The organism is Agromyces sp. NPDC058136 (genome assembly GCF_042884375.1).
In the GTDB taxonomy this organism is placed as follows: Bacteria; Actinomycetota; Actinomycetes; order Actinomycetales; family Microbacteriaceae; genus Agromyces.
The window spans coordinates 20882-43551 of record NZ_JBHVUA010000006.1; the positions used below are offsets into that span (position 1 = coordinate 20882).

Sequence of the window (22670 nt, forward strand, 5' to 3'; positions counted from 1 at the left end):
GATCGATCCCGAAATGACCGGGGAATTCTCGCAAACGCTGATACCGCGACCTCAATACCGCTCGGGACACCTGGACCGCGGGCCTCTACCTTCGAAAGATCTGCTCAGTGCCTGATGCATCAATGTTTCCGATTGATTCCATGTACAGATCCCCGAAGAACGGGCGACGGGCGAACAGCGTGATACTGCTCACACCTTCATACTCAGAGTCAAGCAGCACGGTGACCTGATCCATCATTGTGCCACCGATGTACCAGGTGCCCTCGCCGTCGTCGATCGACACTGTGCGGACTTCATCTGTCGCGAACGGCCGATGCCGAAGGACTACGCCCGTTAGTTCAGCACTCCCATCCTTCTGAAGAGCAATGAACCCGTCGTTCTCGTCGCTTTTCCACACTCCAACTACCTGCGCAGTTTGAACTGGCCCGTCTGCGCGAAGCGCTACTAGGCCGACCACCACTATGACCCCGCACAGCACCAGAATCGCAACGACGATAGCGCGTGTCTGGCTGGCCCTACGGCGGCGAAGACCTTCACTCATCCTGATACCAATGGTTCTCGGAGAGGGTACGGGTCCTCCGCGCCTGGCGACTAGAAATCGATGCGCTCAACCCAGCTAACCTCCTGCGTGATTTGTCGTAAAGGCACCCGTATAGGCGTTAGCTCGGAGAGGGTTGAATCGCCGCGACGACCATCGATTAGCATCGGTCGCCGCGCTCCGAACACCCACGAATCTGTCGGCTGATCAGCAATTACAGAGTAGGGCGGACGGGACTTGAACCCGTGACCGATGGCCTAGACCCGGTGCCACTCCCCCGGTAGAACACCTCGCACTACCTCGAATGATCTTGAGCTGATCAGGTTCTTCCCGTCGAACCTGCGATCAGTCTATCGAAGTAGCCTCGACTCGACTCGACTCGCCTCGATCGGGATCGAATCGATAAACAACCAATAAACGTGCACGCATCAAGTGCGATTCGATCTCCAGCCCACCTCAGCTCAGCGCACCTCTGGATCCAGCACGAGCCTGGCCACTTCTCGCGGCCCCTCAAGAATTACGAGCTCAGCGGCAGTTTCCAGCACTTCCGAGCCCGGTGCATCAGCAATGAGCTCATGGATCGAGGCTTCGGCCCACCCGTCGGTGAGCCGCGCTCCAAGTCCAATCACCACGCTGAACTGCCCGCCCGTCCAAGGCCATCCGTCCGGTTCAGCCGTGCCCGCTGGAACTAGGACCGCGGTTGTGACGTAGGTAGGCCCTAGGCAGTGTTGCTAAACCGTGCCTTGAGCCATGCGAGAGTCGCGGCGAGGCAGAGTGCGGAGTGGTAGCTCCGGGCGGTCTTGTCTGAGCGCATCGCGATGCCGCGCCACTTCTTGAGCTCGTTGAAGCAGCGTTCGACGACGTTCCGACCTCGGTAGCGGGCGCGTTGCTCGTCACCGAAGTCGATCGGCCGGCCGGGCCTCTTCCGACGGTGCGCGATCTGATCGTCGCGCTCGGGGATCGTGGCCGCGATGCGGTGCGCGCGGAGCCAGGCCCGGTTCGCCTTGGACGGGTAGCCCTTGTCCGCGATCACCCGGTCCGGGCGGGTCCGCGGCTGGCCTTCGGCGCCGGGCACGCGGATCTGCGAGAGCGTCTCGATCAGCAAGCTGGTGTCGGCGACCTGACCGCCGGTGAGCACGAACGCCAGAGCCCGGCCCTTGCCGTCGCAGACCAGGTGGTTCTTCGTCGTCAGGCCGCCGCGGGAGCGGCCGATCGCGTGATCAGGCGGCTCCGGACCGAACTTCTTGTAGTTCGATCCCGCCCCCTGTGGCCCGGGTGAGGGTCGCGCCGTGCTGATGCACGCGCACGATTGTCGAGTCGATCGAGGTCACCCAGTCCAGTTCGCCGGATTGGTGCGCGTCGGCCTGCACACACTCGAGCACGCTCGCCCAGACCCCGGCGTGCGACCACCGGTTGAAGTTCCTGTACAGCGTGTTCCAGTTCCCGAATCGCTCCGGGATGTCCCGCCACGGCGCGCCGGTGCGGAATCGCCACGCAGCGGCCTCGATAACGGTGCGGGCATCGACTGGCGGCCGCCCCGTCGCCTTCGGCGACGGGAACAACGGGCCGATCTTGGCCCACACCTCGTCAGAGATCAGATCACGAGACACGCGTTCAAGACTCACCCACGAGCCGCCGAAACCGGTTTGGTAACACGCCCTAAGCGTCGCCTGTCAGCGCCACTTCAAGTGCCGCGGCGTCCACACGAATGTCACCGAAGTCACCCGAAAGGTGGTAGGTCGTGCCATTCCAGGTGAACGTGTCGATCGCCCCCCAGTCGGTTTCATTGTTCGCGTCGATTGCAGGCTTGGCGCCCTGCCCCATCCAGTTCAGTGTGCTCACTCCGGTGAAGCGGATCTCGCCTTCGCGGCCGTAATGCATCTCGCCTGCCGGCGGCGGCTGCAGCTCAGGATGACTCGCCGCGAACGTCAGGTCGAGCTTGAATACGAGAATGCCCGGCGAGGCCTGCACCTCCCGCACCCAACTCTCCTCGAGCACGAAGTGCGTCAAGGCCGGCAACTCGGTGTAGTCATGCACAAGCACAGTATCGAGCGCTCGATCGCCGCCAGACGTGCACTGGCACTCCATCACCTTTAGCAACACGCCCTAGGGGGGACCAAAAGCGCGCCCACCCGCAGCAGGCGAAAGAAATCGGATCCTTCCTGTTCGAATCGTCATGGCCAGACGCTCCACGGATGCCGGTTGAGCTCGCTGAGCTGGTGCAGCTCGACATACTGCGCTGACCCGATGCCGTCGAGCCGATCTAGCCTCATGACTCGCTCCCAAATCGACCCGAAACTTGAGCCCGAAGAACAAGCCTTCTCCGTCGACACTCGCACCCTTGTCAGGTTGCACAATCACAGAGCGCCGCACAACTTATCAAATGGCAACCCGGCATTCAGCGGTCCCGTTCAAGTGGTACGGGAACCATTGTCAGCGATCGTGCGACTTGATGGGCCGCGGATCCACCCCAATCGATCCGATGATGGTGTTGAGACTCTGGCTCAGGAAGACGAGCACGAAGTCCGCTTTGCCCTGCAACACGCAACCTGCAACAGGTACCGGACCCAAAGCCTCCAATGCGGCCGACACGTCCGTAAGGCCATCGACTTTTGCACCACGCTCCGCCGCCATTCGATATTTGAATTCGAAAGTGTCCCTCGTGGAATCCGCTGGTTGGATCGCGACCACGATACGCCGGTCGGACGGCAGTCGCCGCGCAAGCTCAACGGCACGCAGGCTCGCAGCGTCATGCCGTGCCTCGAGAAGTCCGACCAGATGCGCGACCTCAATTTCTCCCATTGTCATCAGCATCGCTCCACTGCGCAACGCACGAGGCCTCGGAGTAGGACTTCCGACTCTCCAAGATCATCTGGACCTGGTATCACTCGATGCATCTGTTCTTCTAGGTTAGTTCGAAGAATTACCCCACTGCCTGTCGGGCCGCTGCGCGCAAAGCCTTCCGCAATCGAACGGTCCGTTGTCCAGCTTGTGAGAGCGCTGTCCTCGGTCCAGCCGCGAGCATGCATAGTGCCGTCAGAATGCCCAATGATGTCACCCGGCCAGGCTTCGCCTTTCAATGCGTCGTCAAAAGCATGATGACCTTCCGCAAGACCTCGATACAAGGGCGTCCCTGCCTCCGCGGCCGACGATATCTCGTTGACAGCCTTTGCTCCCTTGCCAGCGGTGGCGCCCCAACCGGCGAACGGAATCATGGCGGCTGCGCTGAGACTTGCGCAGAAGTAGTCCCCCTCAGATAGGCACCACAGCGCGTTCGCTCCGTCGGCGAATTCACCAACTCCGGGAATCAGGCCGATGACGTCCAACGACCCGTGGGCCATTTCCCTGAGATTGCTCAGGTCCGGGGCGTAGCAGGTGTCGGTTGCGACGCATGGATTCGATGGCGTTACGTATGGCACGATGTCCGTCTTGAGGCTCCGGGCCGCCTTGTATGCGTTGGTGACTCGGGCCTGGTCCGCGGCGACCGCCTCCGCCTGATGCGCATTCGTGATCCAGGACGTCCGGGAATTGCTATTCACGTCGCTGACACGCAAACCACTGGGATCTGCTCGGCTCACCGGGTTGCCGTTCGCGTACGCATACGCGTTCCTCTGTTGTGGATCGGCTAGGTCAAGCAGCGGATCGACGCTTACAAATCCACCGGCCGCCTCGTCGTAGTAGCGAGCACCGACCTGTGTGAGCCCGGTGGTTGCATCGCGTGTCTTACCGAGGAACTGGGCGTCCCCCGGAATGGTTGCAGCGTCGGATTGGCCGCGGGTGGCGCCGAAGGGGTTGGTGTAGAGGCGGTTGATTGCGGTCTTGGCAGGGTGGCCGCCGTTCGGGATCGCCGCAATCGGAGTTCCGTGGTGATCGGCGATGAGCGAGGTGACGCCGTTGCCGAGGCCCCGGTCGGTGCGGACCGCGACGGTCTTGCCCGCGAACGAGTAGTACCGGGTGGCCTTAACTGTGCCGTCGGTCGCTATGTGGATCTCTTGCCCGCCGGCATACACTGTGGTGCCGTTCGCGTCGGCACGGACGATGCGGTTCCCGTCGGCGTCGTACACGCTCGACGTGTCGCCTACGGTGGTGAGTTCACCCTCGGCATCCCATGTGCTGCCGGTGGTCACGCCGCCGGCAGCGACGCTGGTGCGGTTGCCGGCCGCGTCGTACTCGTACGTTGTGGGCGTGCCTGCCGTGGTCGCGGTCGTGACTGCGTGCGGTCCCGCCGCGCCCGCACCATGCGCGTACGTGGTGGTCGTCGCGGTGCCGCTTGCATTGGTGGTGGTTTGTTTGGTGCGGTTGCCGAGGATGTCGTAGGTGTAGTTCGTCCAGTACGGTGCTGCCCCGCCCATCGCGCCTGCGGAGGGGGTTTGGGTGCAGTCGCCGTTACCGGCGGTCCATGCGGTCTGCAGGCGTGCGAGGCCGTCGTAGTTGAAGCACTGGTTGTCCTGGAACGCGGCGCCCGACAGTGGGGCGTTGGTCGGGGCATCCGTGATGCTGGTGACGTTCCCGGCCGGGTCGTAGGCGTAGGCGAGGTGCAGCTCGGTGCCGTTGATGCGTTCCCGGTCCAGGCTGATCCCGGACAGCCGTTTCGTGCCGTCCTCGTACCGGTAGGACACGACCGCCCCATAGGTGTTGCCAAGGTCGGTGAGCAGGGGGCGGCTGTCGGCGGCGAACCGGGACGCGGCAACGTAGGTGCCCCACCCGAACCCGCCACTCATCCATGACGGCATCGATGACGCTGGGTCATACACCGTGGTCACGGCCTCAGCGCCGAGGATCGTCTTCCCGTCCGAGTCGACCACGGCGGGGTGCGTGAGTTTCGTGGTTTGCCCGTCGACGGCGTATTCGTAGCGGGTGCTGAGCGTGCGGGTCTGCAGGTTTGTGAACGCGCCCGTGTTCGGCAACTCGAGGGAGGTCTGGACGGGCCGGTATGCGAGGTCCCAGCCGTCCGTGCGGGTGACATACGACTGGCCGTCGACGATACGGGTGGCCTTGGTAAGGACGCCCTTCAGCACGGTGTCGTACTCCCAGGCGGCGCGGACGGTCCCGGTCGGGGAACCGTCACGGACGCTGGTGGTGCGGCCGAGAGCGTCGTAGGTGTAACCGAGGGTCTGACCGTTCCCGTTCGTGCGGGTTTGGACGCGGCCGAGGAGGTCGAAGCTCGTGCTCGAGTCGCCTGCGTCGGGGTCGGATGCGGTGATCTGCCGTCCGGCCCAGTCGTATCGGTACGACCACTCATTCGCTGCGGGGTCGGTCATGCCGGTCAGCCGCCCGGCGGGGTCGTACGTGTAGGTCGTGGTAGTGGGGTTCGGCAGCGCGAGCACCAGTGCGGCGGTGACCGCCGCGCTATCGGTGTCGGGGTCGCGCGGGTACTGCGTCAGCGTGGTGGTGTGGCCGCGGGCGTCGACCGTGGTCGCGGTCGGGATGCCACCCATCGGCGGGATCTGCAGTGTGGTCGCCCCGTCGTAGTGCGTGGTGGTGCGCCACTTCTCGTGGGCGGGGTTGGAGTCGGTGCCGACCCAGAAGACCTGCGCGGTCTGCCGGCCCGCACCGTCGTACTCGAACGTGGTGTGCCCGGACGTGTCCGCCGGCGGCGTTTCCGGGATCGCGGACACGGTACCTTGCACCCACCAGGGCTCGGTCTGCTTCACGACCCGCCCGGCGGAGTCGTAGATGGTGTGCGCCACCATCCGCCCCTGCCCGGCACCTTGGTTTCCGGTGCCGCGTCCTTCCTGCTGGGTCTGGAACGGGCGCATCAGTGCGTCGTACAGCATCGCGCTTGAGTGTTGGCGCTTCCCATTTGCCGAGATCGTCTTCGTGACGACGGCATTCAGCCCGTTCGGCTGGACGGTGTACTCGTACTCCACGGACGGGAACTGGGCGTCCTTGTGCTGCGGGTAGGTGACCTTCGTGAGCCGGCCGAGCGCGTCGTGGACGCCGGTGGTGGTGCGTCCGTTCGCGTCCATGGACGCGACCGGGACGCCGAGGATCGGGTCGATGCGGGTCGTCGTGGCATGCCCGAGCGGGTTCGTCGTGGTCGTCTCGGTAACCAGGCCACCGGCGGAGTGGGTGTACCCGGTGACGGTCGCCTGCCCGGCGGCGTCCCGGGTTTCGGTGACCCGGCCGCGGGTGTCGTAGTTCACAGTCGAGGTCTGGATGTACCCGTCGCCGTCCTGCGGGTCCAGGGTCTCGGTCTTGGTCGGTCGACCGGCCGCGTCGTAGGTGATCTTCGACGCGGACACCACATCGGTCGGCCGGTCCGGCTGCTGGTCGCACGCCTTCGCGACCGTCTCGACCACGGCGGGGAGTGCGATCAGGTGTTTGCCGGTGAGGGTCGTATCGGTTTCGTGTGCGTACGTGGTGGTCGTGCACAGGTTGTCCGCCGCGGTACTGGTGTCGCCGCGGTCATCGACGGCGGTCGGCTGGCTGAACGCGTTGAACGTTGTCGTGGTCTTGGTGGCATGCGCGGCCGAGGTCCCGGCCGCGTTGTAAGTGACTGCGTCGACGGTCCGCGACGGAATCCGGGTCGCGGTGAACGCCGCATCCAGTGCACTGGTCGCGACAATGACCGGGTCACCGAACCGGGTCACTGCCTCGGACACCTTGACGTCACCGTTGTACTGGATGGAAGTGAACACCTCGCCCGCGAGACGATCACGGTCAACCACCGTGCCGATACTTGCGATCGTGCTTGTCAATGTTTCGCCGGTGCCGCGGTAGTAACTGGTGACCGTCTTGGTCTGCCCGGTGCTCGGGTCGCCCGTGGTCGTGGTGATCTGCTTCGCGCCGCGGAACTCGGAGAACGTCTTGTCGGCGTCATCGATCAACGGGGAATCGGCTTTCACCCACTTCCATGCCGCCTGACCGTAGTCGTACCGGGTGGTCACCGCGACCGACCCGGTGATCAGCTCCGGCCCGGAGGGCTCCAAGCTGGTGTGACCTTCGACAACCGTGCTGACAACGTACTTGTAGAAGTAGTCCGTTCGTGGATTCGGCTCGCCCGGCTGGTGCCATCTCACCGGGAAACACAGGTCAGTATTCACGGCCGGGTCCGCGGCCAGCCCGTCCACGCACCGGGTCGCGTAGTTCACGCTGATCCGCCCGCCGGACTCGGTCCGCACGGACGTGACCCGGTGCCGGTAGAGCGCGTCTGCGCCGGTGTCCGCGACTTCGACCCGGTTCTTCAACGCGGTGTAGTCGAACGTCACCGCAGGCAACGTCACATCCTGCTTGGGCCCGCCGTTTCCGGTGTGGGTGACCGCCTCGAGGCGCAGCATGATCCCGGTCGCGAACGTCAGCCCGATGCCGTCGCCCTGCGGTACAAACCGCTGCGACAGCACCCACGAGTCCACCGGCTGGTATCCGGACCCGTCACTCGCGTGGGTGGTGATCTTCGCCAGCCGGGTGCGGTTGAAGAAGGTCGGCGCGAACGTCTCGCACCCCGCGGTGGTCTCGCAGATCAGGTCGACCGGCGTGTCCGGCCAATGGTTCGCCGTGGTCGCGGCCTGCCCGGCCGTGCACCACGAGTTCGGCACCGCCAGATCTGTGATGCAGCGCGGGGTGTGCGTGAACTCCACCTTCGCCGGCGCCTGGGCGACCCCGTCGTCCGTGTGGGTACCGTACTCGACCCGGTTCAGGTACCCGCCCGCAACATAGGAGACGGCCGCATCACCGTAGAACGGCCGGTACTGGTTGGATTCCTTCGTGTAGAAGTACGACGCCGTGTTGCCGGACGGGTCGACCACGTGGTCGAGGTTCCACCGCCACACCTGCTCGCTGGAGGATTCCTTGAATCCGGCCGCGTGGCCGGGTTCACCCGGGTGGTTGCCGTAGACCGGCACCGTCCATGCCGAGGACGCGTCGGTGTCCCTACCGAAGAAGTACTGGGTGCCATCGGTTGTGGTGACCTTCCAGTACTCACCCTTCGCACCACCACTGGTGAGGTGCTCGATCCGAGTACCGTCGTCCCGCTTCGGGTACCAGATGCCGGCGGCCTGGTCCTTGACCAGCTCGGTCCCGCTGCCGCTCAGCGAGAGAGTGGCGTTCTCGGGGCCCCAACAAAGGTCGGGTGCGGACATGTCCACGTTGTTCGCTCCGCCGGTCTCATCGTCGGCGCAGGACTTGTAGCTGCGTTCGATGAAGCTCGCGCCGATGTCAAAACCCTCGCCGATCGGCCCGGACTGGTTATTCGTCGACGCGATCCGCCCGTCCGAAACCGCGGACGAGTACGACAACGACAGCTCCGGGGATGGCCCGGCCGGCACCTGCGGTACCCGCATCGGATACGCCCACGTGAACGACCCTGTAGCACCCGAAGTGCCCCACGTCGAGGACAACGCCAGCGGTGTTGCCGACCAGTCACCGAGCGGCCCGGCAACGCCGGACGTGATCCCGACCGCCCCACCAGACGAACCCGTGGAGGTCGTCGTGGTACGCAGCATCGCCGGCGCCGCGCCCCCGCCGGATGCGGCCGGGTCCACGGGGACGGTGACGGTCACCGTTTGCGCGGCCTCGTCGTGCGAACTCTGCAACGGCGTCGGGCGACAATCCGGGGTGGCCGCCGCCGTGGTCTCGCAGTCCGGTACCCACACCGCCTGCAGCCGGGACGCCCAGTCCCCGCCACCGATCCCGGCGAACCCGTCGTACGCGACCGACAGCTCGACCGCCTGCTCACCGGTCGCAGGCGCCTCGGAAACGTCAGACACCTCGAGCAGCACCCCGGTCACGCCCACCTGCTCGGCGGCTGCTTGATCGAGGAGCTTCAGCGCCACCCGCTCCGGCGACGACGTACCCTCGACCGGCGCAACCGTGACCACCATCCCACCAAGCTCAACTGGGACTCCGGCCCCCATCGCCTGCGTCGCACTCAGGTCCACGGTTGCCTCCGCTGCGGCCGGCAGATCCGTCGGCAACGCCAGCGGAACCGCCGGCTGGTCCGGATCCGCTCCGTCGCCCAAGAGCGGGACCGACGATGCCGCTCCCTCCAGTCCGAGCGCCGCACCGGCCACGGCGAGATTTTCGGCACGTGTCTCGTCGATCACCCCAGACGAGGCGGCCTGCGCTGCTGATGACCACGCCGCACCGAGCAGGCCCGTGTCCATGCCCAAAAGCACGACCAGACCGCCGGCCATCGTCAACATCAGCCGCTCGCGCACTCGGACCCCGTTCGTGTTCATCCATCCACTCCTGCGAAGCCCGCCGCTTCGTTCGACCCGGATCATTGTTCGCGCACTGTCGGATCGACCGCATCGAATGCGGCAGCACCCTGCCCGAAGTTCTCCACCTCGGCGCCCTGACACAGCCGACGCAGCTTCGAGTCATCGGCAACCTGCCCGGAGAATACCCGCACGTTGTCGATCTCACCCGGCCACCAGTCCCCGCCCGCATCAGCGTTCTGGCCTCGACCGACCGCGAATACGCCCGACGCTTGCCAGGCCGTACCAGCGCGTGTCACCGGGGCCGTTGCCACCGGTTCACCTGTCGCCGATGCGTCCGGAGTGCCGACCTCGCACACCCACAGCCGCACCGTCTTCGCAGTCGCGTCATGCACACCCACCAGATGCACCCACTCGCCAGCCGTCACCTCACCGCTCGAGCTCGCTGCAGTGATGCTCGCGCCCGAGCTCGTGTCGGGCATTCCGAACGACCAGCAACCCGTCCCTCCGCCACAGTTCGCCCGGTACCCGAGCCGGAACCCGGACTGGGTCACCCCGTCCTGAGAGAGCACCGTGTAGTTCCCCAGCCCGAGTTTCGAGTCCGCCAACCGGACATGCGCCGACACCGTGAACGACTTCGACGTGTCCACCACCGGACCACCCCCGAGGGCGGCATCATTCACCCCATCGAACTTCAGCGCCATATCGTCCGTGCGAGAACCGAACAGTTGATGCGGTCCAGCAACCCAGCCCGCGCCCGCGATGGTCAGCGGGTCCGCGCCTTTCGGGCCGCGGTCTGCGGAGCTCGATCCACTGCCCTCATCAAGTTTCCAGATCACATCTTCGACCGGGGATGCCACCTCGAACTGGTACGTCGTCCGAGTCGGCGAGACGTTGCCGGCCCGGTCCACGGACTCCACGTACAAGGTCATCGGACCCGACCGAGCCGGGATGTGCTCAACATCAAAGGAAGCGCCAGCCGCGACCGTGGTCGAGGTCAACGCGTTCGGGTCGCCGAACGACACGCGGAACGCGACAACATCGCTCGACCCATTCGGGCCGATCCTGAACTTGCCCTTCAATCCCTTTCCGCCCCGCTCTCGATTCGGCTCGTAAACGGCTTGGATATTCGGGCCCGACGTGACCGCAGTCACCGTCGGTGGGTTCGGTTTCTCCGTGTCGACCGTGAACTCGCACCAAGCTGAGAACGGCGACAACAGCGCCCAATCCCCCGCCTGCACCCGCCAGGCATACGTCCCACCGTGCGACAAGACGCCCGACCGCAGCGTCGAATGGAACCGGGTCCCAGACGCTGCTTCCCACTCCGCCGCGGCCTCGTCCCACAACAGGGTCGACGGCGCAGCCGTCGACACCAGCTTGAACCTCGAGTTGACGATCTGCCCGTCAGGATCGGACACGATCGCGGACAACGTCGGCGTCGTCGAGTTGATGAACGGCCGTCCGCCACCAGTCACACACGACGGCGAATCAGGATTCGTGATCTTCAACGACGACGGCGCGTTCGGCGGCCGGTTGTACGACACTGACAAGGTCGCGTCATGTCGAAACCGCTTCCACCCCGTCATCGTCGACTCGTCCCGTGCCTTCAACCCAAGAGGAAGTGTCGACCAGTCATACTCCGCGAGATGCTTCACCGCCGACGTGGCATCGAACGACCGGTACCCCTGATTCCCGCAACTCGCGCTATGAGCCTCGGTGCGCGAGCTGTACAGCGTCCACTGGTGCCAATTGTGCGAACCCCAGGTCTGTCCTGCCGAGACGCCTTCCAGCAGCACGTGCATGTCGGTCGTCGTGGCCGCGCATGAATACGAATGCTCACCATTGACGGTGAACGAGGCGCTAATGACGTCCGAGCCGACCATGCCGCGCACCGCGTCCAGCCCGTCGAACTCCCAGATCAGTCGCTGCGTGAACTGGGTGTTGCACGAAGCGGTGCTGCTGCAATACCCGGCGCCCTCACCCCGCATCGTCGAGCTGATGTCCCCCCAGTTGTACAACGACCCCGTGTACCCGCCCGTGCGAACCGCAATCCAATCCGCCGCAGGCTTCCCGTTGAACCCGGGGTCGAGATACACCGGCCACACCGTCTCCGGGGCCGTCAACATCGCCTCATCCGGGTCAACGGCAACCGAGGCGGATTCCACGTGAAGAGCCATCTGCGAGACCCGATCGCCAGGCAACGGCGCCGCAAGACGGTCATCGACCGCACCGATCGCCCCCGTCGCCGCCCTAACTTCAAGCAGCTCGGGGCCGCGCCGCTCGGCTGCAGCCGAGTCCCACATCACCGGGGGCGGCACCACGAAATGGGTCTCACCCAGCTCGTCGACCACGTTCGCCGCATTGCCATCGGCCTCGAGGTGAAGACCGGACGGCATCGATACAGGAAACACCAACTGCAGCGCGTTGTTCCCCCCAGCAGGCAAGCCACCAGCAGCAGCCCTCTGCGCCGAGAGCAGCGAACTCAGCGTCCCGGCTGCCTCGGGCGTCGCAAGCTCGAACACGGGGAAAAAGCCCGTGCCGTCCTCGTTCACCGTCACGATCAACCGCACACCGTCCGCGATCCGATAGGTGGCCCGCCCATCGACGATGTCCGGCACCGGCAACCGAACCGGGGAGCCGACCTCAATCCGTTTCCCCTCACGCGTGATCGCTCCGAGTGGCCGCCCGGTTCCGCCGTTCAGCTCAATCTCGAACACGGGCGCTATCGGTGACACGACGCCCGTCTCGGCATCGACCTCAAGCGTGGTATCGATGTCGGTCCATTCGCCAGTCACCGAGGTCCGGCTCGGAGACACGGACTGCTCAAGACGTATGGGACCCTCCGAAGTCGCCCAGGTCGTCGACCACGGCGTCCGCTCACCAGTTACCTCAACGTCGACCTCGCACGCCATCGCCTTCGGTGCCGCCGCATCGAACGAAGACTCCTCCAGCTGCGAGCAATCGAATCCCTCGGCGCCGGCTTCATCTGAGGAGTTCAGCGCCGGCACCACGACCGCAATTGTCGCGACCAGCCCGAGGATAACCACCGCCGATACCAGAACCACGACACGCCACCGTGCAACCAGCCACGACCCCACACCAACCTCCGAAGACACCAGCGTCGACACGACGCGAAAACGCAACCACGCGCAGCGTCATGAACTCGGCGGTAGGGCCACCGTGAAGGGTTCGGGTCGAAGAAGCGTGACTAGTGCGACGAACATACAGTCCAGAACCCGAAGTGCAATGTCCCCCAAACGGGGGTAGTGACCACGAAGGGGCATCATCGCGAGGGACAGAATTCGCTCTGACCTGCGACTATGACAGCCGACTGAAAGATGCTCGCCTTCCGCCGTAGGCATCGAATCGGTAACGACCCAAGAGTTGTTCGGTAGCGCTCGACTGCAACGGCCCCACTGGAGAACGACCCGGCGTCGTACACGGTGCTGCCGTTCGCGTCGGTGCGGATGATGCGGTTTCCGTCGGCGTGGTAGACGTTCGACGTGTGACGGGACCGCAGGGAGTTCACCCTCAGCATCCGACAGTTAGCCGGTCGGTGTATCCGTTCCTACCATGACGATCGTGCGGTGTCCGGCGTCGTCATACGCGAAGGTCCTGGGCCTTCAGGCCACGGTCGCTGACGCGACCGCATGTGGGTCACCGGTGTGGGGCCCGTTCGTGAGTCGATATTCATCTACTGCTCGCTCACGGTCGGGTCGACCGCGTTGAACCCGTCGACACCCTGCCCGAAGTCCTCTGCCTCTGCGCCCTGACACAGCCGGCGCAGCTTGGGTGCATCCGTGATCTGACCCGAGAAGATCCGCACGTTGTCGATCCGGCCGGGCCACCACCCCGCACCAACGCCAGCGACTTGACCGCGACCGAGCGCGAACGCGCCGGGTGACTGCCAGGCGACGCCGCCACGCACCACTGGCGCACCACCGACCGGCTCTCCCGTCGCGACCCGGTCAGGCGTTCCGACCTCGCAGACCCACAACCGCACGGTCTTGTTCGTCGCATCGTGTTCGCCGACCAGATGCACCCACTCGTCCGACGTCACCGCTGCTGATGTCGCCGACACGACCGCCGCCCCGGCACTCGCATCCGGCATCCCGAACGACCAACAATCACCCCCGTCACCACAGTTGGACCGATACCCCAACTGGAACGCGGACTGCGTCAACCCGTCCTGCGACAACGCCGTGTAATCACCCAGGCCGAGCTGTGACCTGCTCAGCATCACATGCGCGGACACGGTGAACGACTTGGACGTATTCACCACCGGGCCCGCGGCTGTGGCTGCATCATTGACGCCATCGAAACTCAGTGCCCAGTCATCGCCACGCGACCCGAAGACCTGATGCGGACCAGCGACCCACCCCGCACCCGCAACCGTCAACGGCCCGGCCGCCTTCGGCCCCGAGCCGGCCGCGCTCGCCCCCGCGTTCTCATCCAACTTCCAAATCACATCCTCAACCGGAGATGCCACATCGAACCGGTATTCACGCGGTGAGGATCGATTGCCCGCACGATCCACGGAGACCACTGTCAACGTCACGGGCCCTGCTTGGGTCGGAGTGAATGACACGGAGGCCGTGCCATTGCCCGTCACGTTGATTGAGGACGGCATCGAGGGGTCATTGAACCCGTAGCTGAACGACTCGGTATCCGACGAGCTCCCTCTATCGAACGCAAACGCGCCAGTCAGCCCTACGCCACCGCGTTCGCGGTCTGGCACATACACGGCCTGGACGCCAAGGACACCTGCTGCAACTTCAGGTGCGACCGGTTTGGTGACATCCACGGCGAAACCGCACCACGCCGACCAATCCCCGCCGCGCGCACCATCACCGCCGCGGGCAGCAAATGCATACGAGTTCCCGTCAATAAGAACACCTGAGGGTACCGTCGCGGTGAACCGCGATTGCGACGCCCCGATCACTGGCATCCAGCCGCTATCCCAGCGAATGTCATTCCCGTTGCCGCCGGTCACGACAATGAATTGCGGGTTCACGTTTCCGCCGTCTGGATCGGACATCACTGCCGAGAGCTGAGGCGTGAGCGAATTCACCCAGGCACCGCATTGAGCCACCGGCGAGGTCATCATCATGCCGGACGGCACGTTCGGTGCGCGATTGAACTCCACAGACAGCTTTGCGTCGTGACCGAATCGCTTCCAACCCGTCATCGTCGACTCATCGCGCGCCTTCAAACCGAGCGATAGCGTCGCCCAGCTGTCGTTGTCCGCGAATTGGCGTGCCGCCGAGGTCACGTTGTACGTCCGCCAACCCGTGTTTCCGCAGGCCATACTGTGATACTCGGTGCGAGCGTCAACCCGGTTCCAGTCGGCCCACTCAAGCGATCCCCACGTCGTCGCGGCAGAGATATCGCCAAGCATGTGCAGGTCGGTTGTGGTTGCTGTGCAAGTCGCCGAATGCGTTCCATACACGGTGAAGCCTGCGCTGATGATGTCGTTGCCAGTGAGCGCGGTGATCCCCGAGAGATCCGAGTACTCCCAGACCAACCGCTGCCTGAACGTGGTGTTGCAGGTCGGGTCACCGGTGCAGTATCCGGCACCCTCACCTCCGACCGTGTCCCAGTTGTGAAGCGTGCCGGTGTACCCGCCGGTACGCACCGCGACCCTCTCCGCAGCGAGGTTCGCCGTGAATCCAGGATCGATGTAGACAGGCCAGACCGTGTCAGGACTCGTCAGCATCGCCGAATCCGGCGTCACGACAATGTGAGGACCACGAACCGCGGTACCCATCAGCTCGACCGCATCGCCCAGCGCGGGCCCGGTCAGTCGATCAAGGCTGCCACGCTCCTCACCACTCGGCGTCGAACCCAGCCCCCCGCCCGCTGAGTCCCACATCAGCGGGGCCGGTGCGGTGAAAGCAACCTCATCGGCCTCATCGAGCATTCGAACGGATCCCTGCTTGTCCAAGGCCATCCGAAGTCCGGCGGACAATCTGGTGGTGAAGACGAGATCGCCGGATTCAGCCGATGCCCCAGCCACAGGGCGGGCATCGAGCAGCGCTCGGAACCGCTCAAGGCCCTGCGCATCGGCAAGCTCGACGACCGGCAGGAATCCGTTTGCTTGCGCATTGACCGACACCACAAGACGAACTCCGTCCGCGAGGTCGTAGCTCACTCGCGAACCCATCAGTTCGGGAACCGGGAGCTCGGCCGGGAACCACACGTCGAGTCGCTGATCCTCCCGCGTGATCGACCCGAGCGGCTGCCCATCGCCCGCTTGACCGCCTGCATTCAATTCAATGGGATACACCGGGGATGCAACGTTGAGCACACTTTCACCTGGTGTTCCCTCGACCGCTGTGTCGATGTCCGCCCACTCCCCCGAGACATCAGTACGCACAGGCACGCTGGCGACCTCCAAGCGCGTCGTCCCCTGCGGAGTAGCCCACACCGTCTGCAACGACGAACGCTCGCTCGTGACCTCGACCTCAACGTCACAGCCACGCGCTTTCGGCCCCGCATCATCGAACGACGCCTCCTCAAGCCGGGAGCAATCGAACACCTCGACAGCAGACTCACTCGCCGTGTCGCGGATCACGAAAGCGACGACCGTCGCCACGATCAAGCCAAGAACGACCAACCCAGCAAGAGCACGCAGGCGCCACCGCACCAAGATCCACGACCTCAACCAACACGCCTTTCGAACGCACACCATTGCGCGTCAAAACGACGCATGCCAGCATCCACGCGCTGCGTCGTGCAACCAGTCGGGTAGGGCAACCTTAGGGGTTCGGGTCGAAGACACGTGACTATCGCGACAACCTACATGCCCCCAGCCATTCGGCGCACGCCCCCCGAATGAGGGTCAGTGACCGTGATTAGCAAGCAGCGGGCGCGAACCAGTTGTCAATAGCGCCCTCGGCCCAGCGCGAATGCGCCGTAGCTGGTGCGCTCTTGGCAGAAACCAGCCAAATCCAACTGACTCGAACCCGGCCGAATAGAGAGGGTTGAATCGCCGCGACGACCATCGATTAGCATCGGTCGCCGCGCTCCGAACACCCACGAATCTGTCGGCTGATCAGCAATTACAGAGTAGGGCGGACGGGACTTGAACCCGTGACCGATGGATTATGAGTCCACTGCTCTAACCGGCTGAGCTACCGCCCCGTGAGCGACCTCAGTCGGGCAGGATGACCGGGATCGACTCGGTGACCGGATCGGTCACGCTTTCACCACGATACAGACTCTCGAAGGTGTCGAGGGTGCGGGTGATGTCGTGCGCCTTGATCTGCTTGAGCGACCCCGCCTTGAGGGCGTTGTAGTCGTCGGGCGAGGCCTCGAGCACGGTGCGGAGCTTCGCGGCGAGGTCTTCGGGGTTCGACGGTTCGAAGAGGTAGCCGTTCTCGCCGTCGTGCACGAGGTGCGGCAGCGCCATCGCGTTGGCGGCGACGACGGGCAGCGCCGAGGCCATGGCCTCCATCGTCACGATCGACTGCAGTTCGGCGATCGAGGGCATGGCGAGCACGGATGCCCGGTGGTAGGCCTCGCGCAGTTCCTCATCGGTGACGTAGCCGGTGAAGGTCACGCGATCGGCGACCCCCAGTTCGACGGCGAGGTGTTCGAGGTTGCGCTTCTGGTCGCCGCCGCCGACGATCTCGACCTTCGCGTCGAGCGAGGCGGGCAGGAGCTTCAGTGCCCGGATGAGCACGTCGATCTGCTTCTCGCCGGTGACGCGACCGACGAAGAGGATGCGATTCTCGGTGCGGGGCTCCCAGTTGGGCGAGTACTTGTGCGCATCGATGCCGCAGGAGATCGCGTGCACGTTGCGGAGGCCCGTGTGCTTCTCGAGGAAGTCGGCGGCGCGACGCGTCGGCGTGGTGACGGCTTCGGCGCGGCCGAAGGTGCGGCCGGCGGCCTTCCATGCGAGACCGACGGCCCAGTCCTCCCAGGCCTTCGGCAGCATCGAGAACTCGAGGATGTTCTCGGGCATGACGTGGTTCGTGCCGATGATGCGGATGCCGCGCTTCTGGGCCTCGATCGAGAGACCGCGACCGGTGATGATGTGCGACTGGAAGTGCACGACATCGGGCTTCACCTCGTCGATGACGCGCGCGCTGTTCTGCTTGATGCGCCAGGGCAGCGCGAAGCGCAGCCAGTCGTGCGGGTACCAGCGCCAGCTGCGCAGGCGGTGCGCGGTGAGCTCCTGCCCTTCGTGCACCTCCTTCCACGTGCCGTGCTTGCGGCTCGCGGCGGGGGCCATGATGTGGACGTCGTGGCCTCGCTCGACGAGGCCTGCGGCGAGTCGTTCGGCGAAGCGGGCGGCACCGTTGACGTCGGGGGCGAAGGTGTCGGCGCCGATCAGGATCTTGAGGGGGCGATCGGGCGCGGCGCCGGCGGGCGTACTCGCACCGGGGGTGTCAGACACGGGTCGTGTTTCCTCACAGTTCTGGGGGCGGGACGGTCGGTCCCGTCGAGTCCGCGGCGCGCACGATGGGCGCGGCGGACTGAATCCGACCCTAGTCTACGCAGCGCAGCCGAACGGGTGCCGTGCGCGCATGTCGGAAGCTCCGCACTTCTGTTGCTCGGAATGCGTTCAGCGCCACGCGCGACGTGGGCTCAGAGCCTCGTCTGCGGGTGGTTCTTCGCGAGTTGGAAGACGCCCCACACAGCGATCGCACCGGAGATGACGTAGACCATGATCGCCCACGGAGGCGCCTGGGACGCCTCGCCGAGGACGGCGATGCCGATGACGACGGCGACGAGCGGGTCGACGACGGTGAGCCCGGCGATGACGAGGTCGGGCGGGCCCGAGGCGTAGGCGTTCTGCACGAAGTAGCCGCCGATGGCGGCGGCGGTGAGGAGCCCGGCGATGCAGAGGATCGTGAGCCACCCGAACTCGCCCTGCTCGATCTTGCCGAGCACGACCTTGGCGAGTGTGGCGACGAAGCCGTAGACGACGCCGGCCATGATCACGTAGTAGATGGCGCGGATCTTCGATCGGAACAGCACGAAGGTGATCCCGGCGACGGCGAGCACGATCGCCAGGATGACGAGGATGACGATGAGCTGCCGGTCGGTGACGGGCTTGTCGACCGCGGTGAACGCGGCGACACCCACGAAGAGGAAGACGCCGCCGACGCACATGATGATCGCGATGATCGACTTGCGGTTCAGCTGCACGTGGTTCACGCGCGAGTTCACGATCGAGGTGACGACGAGCGCGATCGCGCCGAGCGGCTGCACCACGATGAGGGGCGCGAAGTAGAGGCTCGACAGCTGGAACACGACGGCGAGCCCGAGCATGAGCGTGCCGATCACCCACGAGGGGCGCGCGAGCAGCAGCGCGAGCTGCTTGAGGTTGAGGCCCTTGCCGAGCGTGTCGGCGGTGTGCGATTCGACCTTGACGACCCCGCGGTGCTGGAACTGCGCACCCAGGGAGAGGAAGACCGCGCCGATGAGCGCGAGCGGGATGCCGATGAACGTCTGCGGGTCGAGCGGAATCTGCTCGACGAGGTCAGTGAGGTCCGGATCCACGCAATGACCCTACCCGCTCGTCGCCCGTTATCCTTGCCGAATGGCCGTGCTCCCCATTCGAATCTCCGGTGATCCGGTGCTCCACTCCCCCGCCCTGCCCGTCGAGACCATCGACGACGAACTGCGCACCCTCGTCGACGACCTCTTCGAGACGATGGATGCCGCGCCCGGCGTCGGCCTCGCCGCCCCCCAGGTCGGCGTGGGCCTCCGCGTCTTCACCTACGGCTGGGTCGACGAGGAGGGAACGAAGTGGCGCGGGGTCGCCATCAACCCCGAACTGTGGATCACGCCGCCGCCCGCCGGCGAGCCCGACATCGACGAGGAGGAGGGCTGCCTCTCGTTCCCGGGCGAACGGTTCGGGCTGCGTCGCGCCGAGCACGCGATCCTGCGCGCGACCGACCTCGAGGGCAAGCCGTTCGAGATCGAGGCGCACGGGTGGCTCGCCCGCATCTTCCAGCACGAGTTCGACCACCTCGACGGCACGCTCTACACCGACCGACTCGGTGAGCGCGACCAGAAGATCGTCGCGAAGATCAGCCGCAAGCTCGGTTGGGGGCGCCCCGGTCAACAGTGGATGCCCGGGGTCGACGACCTCGAGGGCTGAGTTCGAAGCTCCGGATGCCACGTGCTCCGCGCCGCGCGATCGTGCGGCGGCGGGCACGTGGCATCCGTCTATGTGAAGGCCCTGATGCCGGCTGCGACGGCCGCGGCGACGATGACGACCACGACGAAGGGCACGCGGAGCGCGTAGAGCGCGGCCGCGACGATCACCGCCGGAACGCGCGCGTCGACGACGATCTGCTGCCCGACGCCGAGCGTCTGCACGGCGATGAGCGCCGCGAGGAGCGCGACCGTCAGCAGATCGGCGATGCGCGCGGGGCGTTCGCGTTCGAGGAACCCGGCGGGCACGAGGTGTCCGGCGAGCTTCAGCGCGAGGGTCGCCGCGGACGCGATGAGGATGATGTGCCAGGTCGTCATGCGGACCGCCTCCTGGAGAACAGGTCGAACCACCCGACCACGACCGCGACGACCGCCGCGACGAGCACCGGCAGGCCCGGCATGAGCACGGGCGTCGTGATCGTCGCGACGACGGCGGCGCCGACCGCGACGGCGCCCGCCTGGAACTTCTTCAACCGCGGCCACAGGAGCCCGAGGAATGCCGCGGCGGCGGCCGCGTCGAGCCCCCAGGCCCGGGTGTCGCCGATCGCGTCGCCGATGAGGGCGCCCGCGAGGGTCGTGAGGTTCCAGCCGATGAAGATGACGATGCCCGTGACCCAGAACCCGGTGCGCGCCGCCCGGTCGTCGCTCTGCGCGAGGGCGACGGCCGTGGACTCGTCGATCGTGACCCACGCGGCGGCGACGCGCCGCCACACGCTCGCAGGCCGACCGTCGGGGCGGGGCTCGTCGACCAGGGGCTTCATGCGCATGCCGTAGACGACGTTGCGGATGCCGAGCATCGCGGCCGTCGCGATCGCCGAACCGCCTGCAGCGACCCCGCCGGAGGCGAGCACGCCGACGAGGGCGAACTGCGACCCGCCCGTGAACATCACGAGGCTGAGGAAGCAGGTCTGCCAGACATCGAGCCCCGCCGCGACCGCGAGCGCCCCGAACGAGATGCCGTACACCGCGGTCGCCAACCCGACCGCGAATCCGTCGCGACGTGCTGCGCGCCGGGCGGCGAGCAGCTCGATGGCGTCGCGATCGGTGCGATCGTCGTCGGGGAGCACCTCGTCGCGCCGCTCGGACATCTCACTCCTTTTCGTCGAAGCGACAGTATCTCGACCGAGCGCGAATCGCCGCACCGGCCCCCGGCATCCTGCACAGTCGCCGCGCCGATCCATCACCGCGGACCTCCCCGCACAGCGCGTCACGCGGCGTCATCGGCGACCCGTCACACCGGGCAATGCGGCGACGCACGAGGTCACCCGATAGCCGCATTCGGCGGGGTTCCGCGACGCATGCCGTCACCGCCATTCACACCGCGAAACGGTCTCGTGATGCGGTGCGCAGCTTCATTATGTTCGCGTCATGCCTCCTACCACCGCGCTCCGATCCGCGCAGAACCCGACTCATGGTTGACCTCGACTGGCTCTCGCTGGCCGCGCTCGCCGCGACCGCCGTGCTCTTCGTCGGGGTGTACGCGCTCCGGCGCGCCGGCGCCTCGTTCACCCTGCTCACGGTCATCGCCCTGGTGGTCGGCATCGGCGTCGGCCTGCTCTTCCAGGGCCACCTCGACTACGTCGACGTGATCGGCACCGTGTACGTGAACGTCATCACGGCCATCGTGGCGCCGCTCATCATCGTCTCGGTGCTCGCGAGCATCACCTCGCTCGGCAGCCTCGCGAAGCTGCGCACCATCGGCCTGAGCTCGGTGTTCTGGCTGCTGCTCACCAACCTTATCGCGATCCTGCTGACCCTCGGCCTCGCGCTCGCCACCGGCATCGGGAAGGGCGCGCAGCTCGAGCTCGACGGCGTCGACGGCTCGACGCTGACCGGGCTGCTCCGACCGCTCGACGAGGTCATCGTCGGCCTCTTCCCGTCGAACGTCGTCGGCGACATCTCGTCGAACAACATCATCGGCATCATCCTCTTCACCCTGCTGATCGCGGTCTCCTACCTGCTGGTCGCCGATCGCAAGCCCGAGAAGGTGCGTGCATTCAAAGACGTCGTGGATGCCACGAAGCGGGTGTTCTTCAAGGCCGTCGGCTTCATCATCGCGCTGACCCCCTACGCGGTCCTCGCCCTCGTCGCCTCGACCACGTCGACCGCGGTCGCGAGGCTCGAGACCGCCCTGTCGCTGCTCGGCGTGCTCGTCATCGCCCTCGTCGCCTGCTTCGTCGACGCGTACCTCGTGAACGGCGTGCTCGTGAAGGTGTTCGCCGATCTGCCGCCGCTGCGCTTCTTCAGGCTCATCACCCCGCCCCAGTACACCGCCTTCACGACCCAGTCGAGCATCGGCACCCTTCCGCTCACCATCTCGACTCTCGTGCGCAAGGTGGGCGTGAGCGAAGAGGTCGCCGGCTTCACCGCACCGATCGGCACCACGATCGGCATGCCGGGCTGCGCCGGAATCTGGCCCACGCTCGTCGCGGTGTTCACGGTCAACGCGCTCGGGATCGAGTACACGGCGCTCGACTACGTCGTGCTCGTCGTGCTCGGCCTGCTCGTGAGCCTCGGCACGGCCGGCGTCCCCGGGACGGCCATCATCACCGCCACCGCGGTGCTCACCGCCGTGGGCCTGCCGGTCGAGGTCCTCGTGCTGCTCATTCCGATCAGTGCGATCGCGGGCACGGCCAGCACGATGGCGAACGTGACGGCCGCCGCGACGAGCGCCACGATCGTCGCCCGCCGCGCCGGGGTCCTCGACGACGAGATCTTCGCCGGGCGCCGCCACGCGCCCGACGACGACGACGAGACCGCACCCACCGCTGCTTCCACCATTCGCCCCACCCCGGTCCTGTGAC

The 22670-nt window shown here is 65.8% G+C and carries 12 protein-coding genes, 1 tRNA gene and 1 pseudogene; 2 read left to right on the forward strand and 12 right to left on the reverse strand.

The window, feature by feature from the left end; translation table 11 throughout:
* Positions 1-85: 85 nt before the first annotated feature.
* The 10 genes and pseudogenes from ACFVTX_RS15935 to ACFVTX_RS15980 form a co-directional block, all read right to left on the reverse strand.
* Positions 86-283 carry a hypothetical protein gene (locus tag ACFVTX_RS15935; protein ID WP_386901807.1) on the reverse strand — a complete coding sequence of 66 codons (198 nt, stop codon included), beginning with the start codon at positions 281-283 and terminating at the stop codon, positions 86-88.
* 973 nt (positions 284-1256) lie between these two features.
* A pseudogene (locus ACFVTX_RS15940) lies at positions 1257-2163 on the reverse strand (IS5 family transposase).
* A gap of 34 nt (positions 2164-2197) precedes the next feature.
* Positions 2198-2575 carry a hypothetical protein gene (locus ACFVTX_RS15945; protein WP_386901809.1) on the reverse strand — a complete coding sequence of 126 codons (378 nt, stop codon included), beginning with the start codon at positions 2573-2575 and terminating at the stop codon, positions 2198-2200.
* Between the two features lie 396 nt (positions 2576-2971).
* The gene (locus ACFVTX_RS15950) at positions 2972-3340 is read right to left on the reverse strand and encodes a hypothetical protein (protein WP_386901811.1); all 369 of its coding nucleotides are present in this window, start codon (positions 3338-3340) and stop codon (positions 2972-2974) included.
* Positions 3341-3345: 5 nt separating this feature from the next.
* Positions 3346-9717 (reverse strand): RHS repeat-associated core domain-containing protein, encoded by a 6372-nt coding sequence (locus tag ACFVTX_RS15955; protein WP_386901813.1) that lies wholly within the window; start codon positions 9715-9717, stop codon positions 3346-3348.
* 41 nt (positions 9718-9758) lie between these two features.
* Positions 9759-12824, reverse strand: a complete 3066-nt coding sequence (locus ACFVTX_RS15960; RefSeq protein ID WP_386901815.1) for a LamG domain-containing protein — start codon at positions 12822-12824, stop codon at positions 9759-9761.
* Positions 12825-13390: 566 nt separating this feature from the next.
* On the reverse strand, positions 13391-16291 hold the full coding sequence (locus tag ACFVTX_RS15965; RefSeq protein ID WP_386901817.1) for a LamG-like jellyroll fold domain-containing protein: 2901 nt from the start codon (positions 16289-16291) through the stop codon (positions 13391-13393).
* 474 nt (positions 16292-16765) lie between these two features.
* A tRNA-Ile gene (locus tag ACFVTX_RS15970) sits at positions 16766-16839 on the reverse strand.
* A 10-nt stretch (positions 16840-16849) separates the two neighbouring features.
* Positions 16850-18097: a glycosyltransferase gene (locus tag ACFVTX_RS15975; protein ID WP_386901819.1), complete on the reverse strand. Its 1248-nt coding sequence runs from the start codon at positions 18095-18097 to the stop codon at positions 16850-16852.
* 191 nt (positions 18098-18288) lie between these two features.
* Entirely contained in the window at positions 18289-19206 is a 918-nt protein-coding gene (locus ACFVTX_RS15980; protein WP_386901821.1) for a DMT family transporter, read from the reverse strand.
* Positions 19207-19246: 40 nt separating this feature from the next.
* On the opposite strand from ACFVTX_RS15980, the gene def reads away from it, so the two are divergent.
* Entirely contained in the window at positions 19247-19810 is a 564-nt protein-coding gene (gene def / locus ACFVTX_RS15985) for a peptide deformylase (protein ID WP_386901823.1), read from the forward strand.
* Positions 19811-19878: 68 nt separating this feature from the next.
* Here the strand turns inward: def and ACFVTX_RS15990 are convergent, their stop codons facing one another.
* The gene (locus tag ACFVTX_RS15990; protein ID WP_386901825.1) at positions 19879-20184 is read right to left on the reverse strand and encodes an AzlD domain-containing protein; all 306 of its coding nucleotides are present in this window, start codon (positions 20182-20184) and stop codon (positions 19879-19881) included.
* Positions 20181-20954, reverse strand: a complete 774-nt coding sequence (locus tag ACFVTX_RS15995; RefSeq protein WP_386901827.1) for an AzlC family ABC transporter permease — start codon at positions 20952-20954, stop codon at positions 20181-20183. Before ACFVTX_RS15995 ends, ACFVTX_RS15990 begins: the two co-directional genes overlap by 4 nt.
* Positions 20955-21277: 323 nt before the next feature.
* Between ACFVTX_RS15995 and ACFVTX_RS16000 the strand changes: the two genes are divergently transcribed.
* Positions 21278-22669: a dicarboxylate/amino acid:cation symporter gene (locus tag ACFVTX_RS16000; RefSeq protein WP_386901829.1), complete on the forward strand. Its 1392-nt coding sequence runs from the start codon at positions 21278-21280 to the stop codon at positions 22667-22669.
* Position 22670 lies beyond the last annotated feature (1 nt).

Excerpts from the sequence above, each read along its gene's own strand:
- ACFVTX_RS15950 (WP_386901811.1), bottom strand. The coding sequence starts at position 3,340 with ATGGGAGAAATTGAGGTCGCGCATCTGGTCGGACTTCTCGAGGCACGG.
- ACFVTX_RS15955 (WP_386901813.1), bottom strand. The coding sequence starts at position 9,717 with ATGAACACGAACGGGGTCCGAGTGCGCGAGCGGCTGATGTTGACGATG.
- def (WP_386901823.1), top strand. The coding sequence starts at position 19,247 with ATGGCCGTGCTCCCCATTCGAATCTCCGGTGATCCGGTGCTCCACTCC.
- ACFVTX_RS15990 (WP_386901825.1), bottom strand. The coding sequence starts at position 20,184 with ATGACGACCTGGCACATCATCCTCATCGCGTCCGCGGCGACCCTCGCG.
- ACFVTX_RS15995 (WP_386901827.1), bottom strand. The coding sequence starts at position 20,954 with ATGTCCGAGCGGCGCGACGAGGTGCTCCCCGACGACGATCGCACCGAT.
- ACFVTX_RS16000 (WP_386901829.1), top strand. The coding sequence starts at position 21,278 with ATGGTTGACCTCGACTGGCTCTCGCTGGCCGCGCTCGCCGCGACCGCC.